This window comes from Lactobacillus sp. B4026 (genome assembly GCF_026535825.1).
Classification (GTDB): Bacteria; Bacillota; Bacilli; order Lactobacillales; family Lactobacillaceae; genus Lactobacillus; species Lactobacillus panisapium.
Genome location: NZ_JAFNPD010000007.1, coordinates 91,134 through 103,986 on the forward strand (window position 1 = coordinate 91,134; position 12,853 = coordinate 103,986).

General features: G+C 38.8%; 12 protein-coding genes and 3 tRNA genes. 14 read left to right on the plus strand and 1 reads right to left on the minus strand.

The window, feature by feature from the left end:
- The first annotated feature begins 36 nt into the window (after nt 1-36).
- From J3U69_RS07125 to J3U69_RS07170, 10 genes are all read left to right on the plus strand, one after another.
- Complete coding sequence (locus tag J3U69_RS07125; RefSeq protein WP_103753080.1) at nt 37-1,014, plus strand: SIS domain-containing protein; 978 nt, start codon at nt 37-39, stop codon at nt 1,012-1,014.
- Nucleotides 1,015-1,416: 402 nt separating this feature from the next.
- Nucleotides 1,417-2,121, plus strand: a complete 705-nt coding sequence (locus J3U69_RS07130; RefSeq protein ID WP_220232803.1) for a GntR family transcriptional regulator — start codon at nt 1,417-1,419, stop codon at nt 2,119-2,121.
- Nucleotides 2,122-2,345: 224 nt separating this feature from the next.
- Nucleotides 2,346-3,404 (plus strand): SEC10/PgrA surface exclusion domain-containing protein, encoded by a 1,059-nt coding sequence (locus tag J3U69_RS07135; RefSeq protein WP_267410398.1) that lies wholly within the window; start codon nt 2,346-2,348, stop codon nt 3,402-3,404.
- Between the two features lie 119 nt (nt 3,405-3,523).
- A complete protein-coding gene (locus J3U69_RS07140; protein WP_267413550.1) occupies nt 3,524-4,042 on the plus strand; it encodes a GNAT family N-acetyltransferase in 519 nt (172 codons plus the stop codon).
- Between the two features lie 208 nt (nt 4,043-4,250).
- Nucleotides 4,251-4,322: transfer RNA gene (locus tag J3U69_RS07145), tRNA-Gln, on the plus strand.
- Nucleotides 4,323-4,553: 231 nt separating this feature from the next.
- Nucleotides 4,554-5,732, plus strand: a complete 1,179-nt coding sequence (locus tag J3U69_RS07150) for an aminotransferase class I/II-fold pyridoxal phosphate-dependent enzyme (RefSeq protein ID WP_103753076.1) — start codon at nt 4,554-4,556, stop codon at nt 5,730-5,732.
- A gap of 65 nt (nt 5,733-5,797) precedes the next feature.
- Nucleotides 5,798-5,879: transfer RNA gene (locus J3U69_RS07155), tRNA-Tyr, on the plus strand.
- A gap of 7 nt (nt 5,880-5,886) precedes the next feature.
- Nucleotides 5,887-5,958: transfer RNA gene (locus tag J3U69_RS07160), tRNA-Gln, on the plus strand.
- 152 nt (nt 5,959-6,110) lie between these two features.
- The gene (locus J3U69_RS07165) at nt 6,111-7,226 is read left to right on the plus strand and encodes a hypothetical protein (protein ID WP_267413552.1); all 1,116 of its coding nucleotides are present in this window, start codon (nt 6,111-6,113) and stop codon (nt 7,224-7,226) included.
- An 81-nt stretch (nt 7,227-7,307) separates the two neighbouring features.
- Nucleotides 7,308-8,006: a GntR family transcriptional regulator gene (locus J3U69_RS07170; protein WP_103753074.1), complete on the plus strand. Its 699-nt coding sequence runs from the start codon at nt 7,308-7,310 to the stop codon at nt 8,004-8,006.
- A gap of 41 nt (nt 8,007-8,047) precedes the next feature.
- Here the strand turns inward: J3U69_RS07170 and tagD are convergent, their stop codons facing one another.
- The gene (gene tagD, locus J3U69_RS07175; RefSeq protein ID WP_267385716.1) at nt 8,048-8,434 is read right to left on the minus strand and encodes a glycerol-3-phosphate cytidylyltransferase; all 387 of its coding nucleotides are present in this window, start codon (nt 8,432-8,434) and stop codon (nt 8,048-8,050) included.
- 122 nt (nt 8,435-8,556) lie between these two features.
- Between tagD and J3U69_RS07180 the strand changes: the two genes are divergently transcribed.
- From J3U69_RS07180 to nadE, 4 genes are all read left to right on the plus strand, one after another.
- Entirely contained in the window at nt 8,557-9,288 is a 732-nt protein-coding gene (locus J3U69_RS07180) for a WecB/TagA/CpsF family glycosyltransferase (protein WP_103753072.1), read from the plus strand.
- Nucleotides 9,289-9,291: 3 nt separating this feature from the next.
- Complete coding sequence (locus J3U69_RS07185; protein ID WP_267413553.1) at nt 9,292-10,392, plus strand: glycosyltransferase; 1,101 nt, start codon at nt 9,292-9,294, stop codon at nt 10,390-10,392.
- Nucleotides 10,393-10,459: 67 nt separating this feature from the next.
- On the plus strand, nt 10,460-11,938 hold the full coding sequence (locus J3U69_RS07190) for a nicotinate phosphoribosyltransferase (RefSeq protein WP_103753070.1): 1,479 nt from the start codon (nt 10,460-10,462) through the stop codon (nt 11,936-11,938).
- A complete protein-coding gene (nadE, locus tag J3U69_RS07195; RefSeq protein WP_267413554.1) occupies nt 11,935-12,765 on the plus strand; it encodes an ammonia-dependent NAD(+) synthetase in 831 nt (276 codons plus the stop codon). Before J3U69_RS07190 ends, nadE begins: the two co-directional genes overlap by 4 nt.
- Nucleotides 12,766-12,853: the final 88 nt, after the last annotated feature.

Genomic DNA, 12,853 nt, shown 5'->3' on the forward strand with positions numbered 1-12,853 from the left:
TAAAATTTGATTTTATTGATAGGAGAAAAAATTATTATGGATTTTGAAAAAGTTAAGGCAATTGTTAGTGATATCAAGTCAAAGCAACCTAACATTGACCGGGTTTTGTTTGTTGGCTGTGGTGCTTCAATGGCTGATTTGTATCCAGGCTACTACTTTATTTCTCATGAAAGCACTAAGTTGTTGTCTGCGATTTATACTGCCAATGAATTTAACTATGATACGCCAAAGGGTGTTGGTGAAAATACCATTGTCATCACAGCATCACTTGGTGGTACTACACCGGAATCAGTTGCTGCTACTAAGAAGGCCAGAGAGCTTGGTACCCATGTCGTAACTTTATCAATGGCAGAAGATTCACCTATTATTAAGGAAACTGAATATAAGGTAGTTCACGGCTTCCACGAAAACTATGCTGCTAAAACTGAAAAGATGACCTACTGCTTGGCTTTGGCAGTCGAGATTGTACAAGAATTTGAAGGCTATGAATTCTACGATGAGGCTTTGGACGCATTCAAAGGGATGCCAGATTTGATTGAAAATGCAGTTAAGTCAGTTGGACCAATGGCAAAAGAATTTGGTGAAAAATACCGGAACGAAAAAACAATTTATGTTTTGAGTAGCGGTGCTTCACTTGGTGTAGCATACTCAACCGCTTCGTTCTTATTCATGGAAATGCAGTGGATTGCTGCCCCAACAGTTCATACTGGTGAATATTTCCACGGACCATTTGAACTTACAGAAAAAGATGCACCATACTTGTTGTTCATGAATGATGGCAAAACCCGTCATTTAGACGCCCGCGCATTGACCTTCTTGCAAAGATTTGATGCACAAATCACTAATATTGATGCCAAAGATTATGGCTTAAATGAAGTGGCTAGTGAGAATGTGATTGACTACTTCAACCCAATGATTCACACCGGCGTAATGCGCGTCTTTGCTGAAGAATTAGCTAAAGCAAGAAAGCATCCATTAACTAAGCGTCGCTATATGTGGAAGTTGACTTATTAATTAAGTTAATTGAACAATTTTAAGTGATTAGAAAAGGATCCTATGAAAAGTAGAATCCTTTTTTATTACAAATTTTATTTTAACTGATATAGTAAAATGACTTTAACTAGTAGGACAACTTTTGATTATCGGCGATTAAAAGCATACCACCTTCTAATTTTGCTGGAACAAGCTGTTAAAATGAAAGAATGGCTCGTTAGTTTAATAGCTGAATTGTTAGTTTCTATGCTATTAAGGCTAATATGAAAGCTATTTGCGCATAAAGTTGTAGCGTACTTTAATCTGATTTTGTTTTATACTGTTCATAATAAAAAGAAACAATTTAACTGGATAGATAGAAAAGTTTTTGGATAACTAATGCCGTTGGGGCAAAGTAAAGAATGATATAGGTAGTGGTGACTTTTGAAAGAGACAGGTTCGTTATATTCTCAGGTAATGGAGAAAATCAGACAAAAAATTATTACTGGTGAATACCCCGTTAACAGTAAACTGCCAAATGAGTTTGAGCTAAGTGAACAATTTGCAGTTAGCCGGGTTACTTTGCGTAAAGCAATTAAGGGACTAGCTGAAGACGGCTTAGTCGAAAAAATCCAGGGAGTTGGGACGTTTGTCCGCAAACCGCAAAAAGTAAAAAGAATTATTAGTTCACCGGCAGCTGAAAGTTTTTCTCAGATTGCCAAAAAAGAGGGTTTTAAGGCAAGCGTTGAGGTAATCAAGGTTAAGGAAGTAGAAACGCCACCTAAGTTACGCAAAATTCTGGAAACTAAGCATTCGTTGTTTATTGAAAGAGTTCACTCTGTCAATGACGAACCAATTATGTTGGAATGCAATTATTTCCCATTACCACGTTTTGCTGGGTTAGCAAAAGAAGACCTAAGTCAGTCTTTGTACCAAATTTTGCAAGATAACTACCAAATTGCCAAGTTGAATTCTCGCGACTTGATTATTAGTGTTGCACTAGCTAGTTTAAGCGAAGCCAAATTTTTAAAGAAATCGATCGGCTTCCCGCTACTTCTTTTGCAAGTCTGCATTGAAGATGAGCATAATAATGTTGTTCATGCTGGGGAACAGTATATTATCTCCGACAGATATGAATTTCACGTATAATTAGCTTGTTAATCGACCAATATGGTTAAAGGGTGTATTGTAAGTAATGATTAAATTCCAACAAATGCCTCTGGCACTACACCTAATTTATTTGCTTTAACGGTTGAATTGTCTAATTTTGTTATTTTGAGTGGAAAAATTAATTGGCATTAAATTCTAAATAGATTTAGAATGACATATAAAGCCATCAGAGCCAATCAGTAAATACTCTTGAGGGAAGATAAATGAAAAAAAGCAAATTAGCTATTGCCATTATTAATGTTATTTTTTTGACAACTATTCCTGCACTTGTACTGTATGAACCTACACCAGTTTCAGCTGCTACAGTTAAAGGTTTTGTCAAAACAAAGAAAAATAAAAAAGTCCGGCTTTATAAACTTTCTGGAAAGCATTCCAATTATTATGCCAGTCCTAAGTATCAATACCCATATAGCAGTAAAAAGAAGATTGGTAAAAAGAAGCTAACAGCTTATAAGATAGGTAATAATTCACATTGGCTTTTAGCTAAGGATGCTAAAGTTATTAAAACGATTAAGCCAAATGTCAATGTTCAAGCTACAATGAAATTGCCAGCGGGTTATACCAGAGCTGAATTGCTTCAGGCTTATCAAGGGAATCCATCTAAGGAGTTTATTGATGCCTCAATGAGCGGGATGGATACTAATGATTTTAGTCGGATTAAAAACGGTGAAACCAAGGCCGATGATCAAACTATCGTTGATTTAAGCCAGCTTACGCCGGAACAAACCGATACTTTAACGACCTTTTCTCTGCGTCTGATCAATCAGGCTCGCAATGACTTGGGGTTAGATCCTTGGCGCGATAGTATCGGTGCGCGCAAGTTGGCTCAAGATATTGCGACTGAATATGCCGTAAATAAGAAGACCATTCGCGATAGTCATTATGTCCCAGGCATCGTTCGTGCATGTAAAGCTAACGGCCTAGATTTAAATGATAATTACGTTGAAGACATGGCCGGCTTTTATAATCAAAATAATACGATGACAATGACTGAACTTAAAAAGAGCGTCTATTTTGGCTTAAAGCAAATGATGTTCGGCTATACTGGCAGTGGCGAGCAAGGACGAAAGCAGCGTAGTAATTACCAGGAATGGGAACATGCCGGCGACTTGTTTAATACGCAAGGTTCGCTTCACGATGGCGATTATAATTACTATGGTTTCAGCATCTCGCATACTGATGACATTTGTTCAATGCATTTTATTAGCGTACCGACTTATATTGCTAAGAATAAAAAGTATAATACTGGTTTTAAACCTTAATTAAATAATTTTGGTTTTGAGACAGCTGCAAGAGGCTGTCTTTTTTTGTCCTATTTTTTACTGCTAAAAAGAAACAATTGCGCTAAAATTAACCTTATTATTAAAGTGAGGATTTATGCATGGCAATTTATATTCGATTAGCGCAAGAAAATGATTTAACGCAAATAATGGCAATTATTAATGAAGCAAAGCAATTGCTGAAAAGCGATGGTATCCCGCAATGGCAAAATGGTCGCCCGAATGAACAAATTTTACTGGATGACATTGTCAAAAAGCGGGCATATTGTTTAATGGTTGATCAAGCAGTTGCCGGTATTGCTGTTTTGCAAACTAGTATTGAGCCTAGCTATGCTGCAATAGACGGCGAGTGGCAAAATGAAACCGATCAGTATGCCACTATCCACCGGATTGCGATTTCGGCTAAATTTCGCGGACAGCATTTAGGACAAATATTTATTTCTAACTTAATTTCTCGTGGCCTGTTTTTAGGAATACCAAATTTCCGCATTGACACCCATGCAGTTAATCTCCGGATGCAGGCGCTGATTAAATCTGCCGGCTTTAAATATCGCGGCGTCATTCGCATTGATCAAACAAAAGATGGGCTCAGAAATGCCTATGAACTAAACTTAGTTTAAAAGTTTTAGTTACCGTGCCACGTAAAAATTTGCGCTAATTAATTAGGGCAAAATAGGACTTTGTTTTAACTAATTAAGGAAATGCAATATTTGCTTAAGCGACCGCATGTGAGCTCAAATCAGAAAAAATAAATTTTTCTCTTGACTTGCGCACGACATTTTTCTATACTATTAAATGTTGAGCGGTCAAGTAAAAGCTCAATTGCATTGGGTTATAGCCAAGCGGTAAGGCACTAGTTTTTGGTACTAGTATGCGCTGGTTCGAATCCAGCTAACCCAATTGTTCTTACGAACACCCAACCCAAGAAAGACAGTTCATTAAGTTGAGCTGTCTTTTTTTGCCGTAAATTATTACTGGATGCCGGGAGTAATTGGCTTGATTAGCCTTTGTAAATAAGTACACGATTAATTAAAGTGACTAAAATGAATTAGATATTAAAAAAATATGGTAGAAAATAGTTTTTATTAAATGTATAATTAACAAAAATGAAAAGGAAAGTTTGGTGAAAAAATGGTTGATTTAATAAAGTACACGAGAAAGGGCTTAGCAGACGCACCCTCGAATCCAATTTTGAAGTTTTCGGATTATGCCAGCAAGATTCCTGATGTAGTCAAGTTTACCTTAGGTGAACCTGATTTTAATACACCGGATCATATTAAAAATGCTGCCAAGAAAGGGATTGATGAAAATCACTCCCATTATGCACCGTCAAACGGAACGATGGGCTTACGCAAAGCGGCAGCCGACTTTTTGGCGCAAAAATATGGGCAAAAGTATGACCCAGAAACTGAAGTGCTGGTTACAAATGGCGTAACGGAATCGATTTTTGATACGGTTTGCGCTTGCTTGAATCCGGGAGACATTATGGTGGTTCCGACTCCAATATTTCCGCTCTATATGTCTGATGTCAATATTTTAAATGATGGTGCTAAAATCGTTACGATTGATACTTCAAAAGATGGTTTTAAGTTAACGCCAGCTAAGTTGCAAGCAGTTCTTGATGAATACGGTGACAAAGTACGGATGTTGGTCATGAATTATCCGACAAATCCGACTGGGGTAATGTATAGCCAAGAAGAGCTTGACGCCATCGCAGATGTGATTCGGGACAAACCAATCTTTGCCTTATGTGATGAAATATATAGTGAACTGAATTATGATCAGCCTCATGCTTCAATGGAAAAATCTCTGCATGACCAGGTAGTTCTGATGAACGGTGTGTCCAAGGCTTGGGCAATGACCGGGTATCGAATCGGAATTGTTTGTGCACCGCAGGCTATTTTGGAACAAATTGCTAAGGTTCACCAAACCATCGTGACTACTGAGCCAACGCCTATGCAGGACGCTGCTGAGGAAGCCTTCAAAAATGGTATGAATGATTCTGAACCAATGAAGCGTGAATTTCAAAAGCGGCGAGATGTTTTGTACCAGGGCTTAACTGATATTGGCTTTGAATGTGCAAAACCGCAAGGAGCTTTCTATATTTTTGCTAAAATTCCGGCAGGATTAGAACAAGACGATTCTAAATTTATCTATGATTTGGTTGATAAAGCACACGTTGCTGTGACTGCGGGCTCAAGCTTTGCTCTGGGCGGCCAAGGCTATATTCGTTTTTCTTATGCTGTCAGCATGGATCAGATCAATGAAGGCTTGCGCCGAATTAAAAAATACGTTGAAGAAAATAAGTAAATAATTTCGCAAATTTTTGCTTGCAATTACGCATGTTTTTAGTTAAGATAATTAACGTGCGTAACGGAGGAGTAGCGAAGTGGCTAAACGCGGCGGTCTGTAAAACCGCTCTCTCTGAGTTCGGCGGTTCGAATCCACCCTCCTCCATTATCACTGGGTTATAGCCAAGCGGTAAGGCACTAGTTTTTGGTACTAGTATGCGCTGGTTCGAATCCAGCTAACCCAATAAAAATTATCGAAAAAAGGCAGCTTTTGGGTTGTCTTTTTATTTTTCTAAAGTTTTTCCTGTGAATTGCGTCAATTAAACTTACCATTTAACTAATCAGTCTAAAAAATAGTACAATAAAGGCTAGTTTACTTTTATAAGAAGGGAATTTTATGTCGAGACTAGTTAACGTTGGTGCTGGAGGCGGCGAAATCAGTTGGCATGAAGCCCTCAAGGACTTACGTGCAGATGACGTTTTATTGCTGGAGCCAGGTTTTTATGAATTACCTGCAAAAACCTTGTTTTCCAACATTACGATTAAAGGCACTGGCAGTTTGCCAGAAGACACCACAATTCTAGGTTGTGTCAACTTAGCCACCGACAGTCAATTTGTTAATTTAGAAAATTTATGTATTAACACTAACAATGATTCTAATAGTTTATATGTACCGGCAGAAGCTAATACATATTTGACGCTGCGAAATTGCGTTATTAAGGGCTTTGGCACGGATACGGCGGCAGTAGCTATTAATGGCAAGGCCACCTTGGAGTTATATTCAACGGTAATTTTAAATGGCTCTGTTTCAATTTATGCTGATGCTGATTTTCGGTTAGAAATGAATGATTCCTCAATTGAGCATGTTTCTGAAGAATTTGGTGCGCTAGCAATTGAGGGCCACGGGACGGCAATTATCAATAACTCGCGTGTTTACGGCAGTATTGATACCTTTACTAAAACAAATGCAGAGGTCGATTTAAACAATTCAATTGCTGATTCAATGCTCTTGCAAGGGCAGGTTTGGTTAAATATGCTTAACAGCAAGCTTTTGTCTACTGATGATACCTGCATGTATATTACGGAAGAAACATGGGTTAACATTGTTGGCAGTAATTTTAATGGGGGCATTTATCTTGATCAAAAACCGCACATAATTGTGCAAAACTGTCAGATTAATCGCTTAATTGCTGTCAATGACGCAGTCATTACGCTTAATAATTCAGTTATTATTAATCACGCCGATTTTCAAGACCACGTTAAATGTACTGCGCGACGCGCTACTTTTAATGGCGGTGCGGATTACCAGTATTTCTTGGCATTAGGTGATTATGCACTTCTTGAAGGGCACGATTTAATTTTAAATTCTAACGGTGCTGATCTAGCCGTTAAAGACCAAGCTCAAATGCGTGCTAGTGTGATTGCTAGCAGTGATTCTTCGATTACAGTTGAATGCGGTCAAAAAGCTGATATTCGTCTTTTAGGAATGAAGTGGACCACTAAGAAAAAATAAGCTAAAAAAATAAATTTAATAAAGCTTGTGCAAGGTAGACCAATTTGGATTATAATAAGAATTATCGTTGGAGGTGTACTAATGGAAGAGCCGATGTATATAAAAATTCATAATCAGATTAAACGTGAAATTGAAAATCACGTTTATCAAGTTGGTAGCCGGATACCGGCTGAACGACAACTTGCACTAAAGTTTGGGGTTTCACGAATGACCTTACGTCAGGCTATTAAAACGCTGGAAGATGAGGGTATTTTAGAACAACGCCTTGGCAGCGGCACTTACGTGGCAAATCAAAAAGTCCAAGAGAAAATGTCGGGGATTATGTCTTTTACTGATATTACTCATGCTAACGGTCAGACACCTTCAAGTAAGTTGATTTCTTATCGTTTTGGTAAGCCATCTTTATCAGAAACTGAACGGCTAAATTTAAAAGACGACCAAGAGGTTCTACGGATGGAGCGAATTCGCTATGCTGATAATGTTCCAATCTGCTATGAAGTGGTTACCATCCCACAAGAGTTGATTAGTAAAATTTCTAAGGCCGACATTTCTTCGCACTTGTATCAGGCCCTTGAAAAGAACGGTTATCAAATTGGTCGTGTTACTGAACATATTTCGGCAGCTGTAGCCAACGAAAATTCTGCGCGGCTGCTTGATGCCAAAAAGGGCGAAGCCCTAATAACGCGCTTGCAGGTAACCGAGCTGTCAACAGGGCAGCCATTTGAATATACGCGTGCAAGTTATGTGGCCGACCGCTTTGAATTCACTTTTTCCAAATAAAAAACTCTGAACTGGTTAATATCAACTAGTTCAGAGTTTTTTTATTTCAGGTCCTTTTTGATTTTAGTGGTTGAAATTCCCGGAGTGCGGGGCAGGTAGACGACATTGCAAACTGATTTCAGAAAATCGAATTTACCTTGCCAGTCACTGCCCATAACAAAAGTATCAATATGATACTTAGTGATATCCGTCACCTTTTGGTCCCAATCTTCTTCGGGAATCACTTCGTCCACATAGCGAATAGCCTCAAGAATAAACTTGCGTTCAGCATAATTATTATATGATTCTTTGTGTTTTTGAAATTCATTAAATTCATCGGTTGAAAGGCCAACGATTAGGTAATCACCTAATTCACGTGCACGCTTAAGTAAACGAACATGACCATAATGCAATAAATCAAATGTGCCGTAAGTAATAACTTTTTTCATATTTGGTGCTCCTATTGCTTTGACGATTTAATATTATCATATTTGTAGAAAAGGTAAAACATATCCCGTATTAACTAATAGTCTGCTAAAATAAAGTTAATTAACCACGAGAGGAGATTATCATGGATAAAGTAGATGTTTTAGGTGTTGATTTTGATAACAAAAGTTTTCATCAATTTCAAAACGAATTTATCGGGCGAATCAATGTTCACCAGTCAACATTTGTGGTTACTGCTAATCCTGAGATTGTGCTGGCAGCCAACGAAAATCCTGAATTCATGAAAATTTTAAACTATGATGCGGACTATATTACTCCTGATGGAATAGGAATTATTAAAGCTGCTAATATACTGGGTACACCGTTAAAGGAACGAGTAACTGGCTATGATTTATTTACTTGGTTAATGAAACTAGCCAATGATCGTAGCCTTCGCGTCTACTTAATCGGAGCAAAGCCAAACGTTATCCATGCAATTCAAGCTAAAATAGCCCATGAATATTCTGATATTCAACTAGTCGGAGCGGAGGATGGTTATTTCAAAGAAGATTTGGAAGTAATAGCCTATCAAATTGAGCGCGCTGAGCCTGATTTAGTATTTGCTGCGTTAGGATCACCACGCCAAGAGCAGCTATTAGCACTTTTACGCCGTAATCTGCTCCCAGCCTTAATGATGGGAGTTGGCGGTAGTTTCGATGTCTTTTCGGGTATGGTTAAACGTGCGCCCCAATTATGGCAAAGAGCTCATCTTGAATGGTTTTACCGTTTGCTTAAAGAGCCATCGCGGTTTAAGCGTGTGAGCAAGTTGCCAAGATTTATGCTTGATGTTCATCAAGCTAAAAAGGAAAAGAAATAAAACATGAAAGTTCTGCATGTCAATGCTGGTCTTGAATCTGGCGGTGGGTTGACCCATATTATCAATTTGCTAAAAGAAGCCAAAAGCGAAAAAAAGGATTTTACATTGTTATGCTTAGCGGATGGACCAGTTGCTAAGGCCGCTCAAGAAGCAAAAATAAATTATCATGTTTTGGGGGTAAAGAGTCGCTATGATTTGACCAGTCTTCGCCGCTTATCCGACTTTATCAACCATGGTAATTTTGACATTGTGCATACGCATGGACCGCGAGCTAACCTCTATTTAGCTTTAATTAAGGGAAAAATCACGGCGAGGTGGTGCGTTACCGTCCATTCTGATCCCTATTTAGACTTCAAGGGGCGAGGTTTTTTAGGCAAAGTCTTTACCCGCCAAAATATTCGTGCGCTCAAAAAAGCTGATTGTATTTTTGCTATAACCAAAAGATTTGCCGACTTAATCACTACCAAAGCTGGCATTTCGGCCGCTAAAGTGCATGTGATTTATAACGGTACTTTTTTCCATGATGATTCAGCCATTCCGGCTAAATATGAGCACCCGCATTTTAACATTGTTAATGTTGCCCGGTTAGAAAAAGTAAAGGGGCAAGAATTGCTTTTGCAGGCACTAAAGAAGCTCGACAATGGTAATGTTCACTTGTATATCGCAGGTGATGGAACCCAAAAACGGTCTTTGCAAGAGTTAACGCAAAAATTGGAGTTGGGTCCACAGGTGACTTTTCAGGGCTTTATGACTCATAAGCAGTTGAAACATCTCTACCGGCGAATGGATCTTGCGGTTCTAACTTCTTATTCCGAAAGTTTCCCCTTAGTCCTTTTGGAAGCAAGTGATAATCTCTTACCTATTTTATCGACTGATGTGGGTGACATTGAAATGATGATACCTGACAAACGCCATGGCTTCATCGCTAACACGGGCGATGTGGCATCGATTACGGCGGCACTGCAAGCAGCAGTTAATACTCCTAAAGAAGAACTTAAGCAGATGGCATTTCGTGAAAAAGCTTATGTTGCGGATAACTTCTCTTTGAATAAACAATTGTCTAGTATTCTTACCGTCTATCAGTCTTTAATAAAAGGTGACTAAATTGTTTAAACTTGCTTAAATGTTTATAATTAAACCAAAACTATTATAGATAAGTTAAGAGGACATAATGTTTTACCAAGAATTAGATCAAGATGATTCCTTGACCTTACATACAGATTTGTATGAAATTAATATGATGTATACCTACTTTAAAAAAGGGATTTCCGAACGTAATGCCGTTTTTGAAGCTTATTATCGCAAAGAGCCATTTGGCAACGGCTACTCGGTTTTTGCCGGTCTTGAGCACGTGATTTTATATCTCCAAAACCTGCATTTTAAGGAAAGCGATTTGAAGTATCTTAAAGATGAAGTAGGTTATGATGATGACTTCATCGATTATTTACGTAATTTCAAATTGCAACTAACTGTTCGCTCAATGAGTGAAGGCGAAATTGTTTTTGCCAATGAACCACTTATTCAAGTGGAGGGCCCGTTAGCACAATGTCAATTGGTTGAAACAGCAATTTTAAATATTATTAATTACCAAATTCTTTTAGCAACTAAAGCAGCGCGGGTGAAGCTGGCTGTTCAGGGCGATGGCGTCATGGAATTTGGAACGAGAAGAGCCCAGGAAACAGATGCTGCATTATGGGGAACAAGAGCGGCTTATATCGGCGGTTTTGATTCAACAAGCAATGTTCGTGCCGGTAAGTTATTTGGAATCCCTGTTTCTGGAACCCATGCGCACTCTTTAGTTGAGGCTTTTGGCAGCGAATACGAAGCCTTTAAGGCCTATGCCGAAACTCATCATGATTGTGTCTTTTTGGTCGATACCTATGACACAGTCAGAAGCGGCGTTCCAAATGCAATTCGGGTAGCCGATGAAATGGGTGATAAAATCAATTTCCAAGGTGTCAGGATTGATTCGGGTGACATGGCTTATATCTCTAAGCAGGTAAGACATGAACTAGATAACGCTGGCTATCCTGATGCCAAGATTTATGCGTCTAATGACTTGGATGAAACGACAATTACTAGTTTAAAAATGCAGGGAGCTAAAATCGACGTTTGGGGAATTGGTACTAAGTATATAACAGCTTACGACCAGCCGGCTTTGGGTGCAGTTTATAAATTGGTTTCAATTGAGGATGATCAGCACCAAATGCGTGACACGTTAAAGATTTCTTCTAATGCGGTTAAGGTTTCCACCCCAGGTAAAAAACAGGTTTGGCGGATATCTGCTAATACAGAAAAGAAAAATGAGGGTGACTGGATTGCCCGTGCTGGTGTCGACCCGCGGAAGTTTGATTCGCTTTATATGTTTCATCCGCAATATAACTACATTAATAAGATAGTGACAGATTACACGGCTCAGCCGCTGCTTCACGATATTTTTGTAAATGGTAAATTAGTATACGAAAAACCAAAACTAATTGATATTAAGAAGTTCTGTGCTGCTAACTTAGATGGTCTATGGGATGAATACAAGCGAAGCCTGAATCCGCAAGAATACCCGGTGGATCTTTCCCAGGATTTATATGACAGTAAGATGAATATGATTCAGGACATTCGCAGTCAAATCAATAAAGGAGAAACTACTCGATGAGACCATTACAAAAAGAAATTATTGCTTATGAACACGTCTTGCCTAAAATAGATCCACAAAAGGAAATTAGACGGTCAGTTGATTTTTTGAAAAACTATTTAAAGGCTAACCCATTTTTAAAAACCTACGTATTGGGGATTTCTGGTGGTCAGGACTCGACTTTAACCGGTAAATTGTGTCAAATGGCCATTACCGAAATGCGGAAGGAAACCGGAGATCAGTCTTATCAATTTATTGCGGTTCGCTTACCCTATGGCGTGCAAGCCGATGCTGCTGATGCCGCCGATGCGGTTGCTTTTCAACAGCCTGATCAAGATTTAATTGTCAACATTAAGCCTGCTGTTGATGCTATGGTTGCTAGTTTAACCGCTGCTGGCGAAAAAATTTCGGATTTTAACAAGGGCAATATCAAGGCCCGTGAAAGAATGGTTATACAATACGCAATCGCTGGCGCCAACAACGGTGCAGTCGTTGGCACTGACCATGCTGCAGAGAATTTTAGCGGCTTTTATACTAAGTACGGTGATGGTGCAGCTGATTTAACCCCATTGTTCCGTCTGGATAAACGGCAAGGCAAACAGATGCTGCAAGAATTAAATTGCCCTGAGCATTTGTATTTGAAGGCACCAACTGCTGATTTGGAAGAAGAACAACCTGCTCTTCCAGATGAAACGGCTCTGGGCGTTCGTTACCAAGATGTTGATGACTATCTTGAAGGGCGTGAAGTTTCGGAAGAAGCTGCAGAACGAATTGAAGACTTGTGGCGTAAAAGTGAACATAAGAGACGGCTGCCAGTAACCGTTTTTGACGATTTTTATCTTAAGTAAAGAAACAAAGAAGCTTATTAAAGCTTCTTTTCTTTTTCCTTAATGTTATTGACAGTTTGCTGATACCGGAAGTAAATTGAGTGTAATG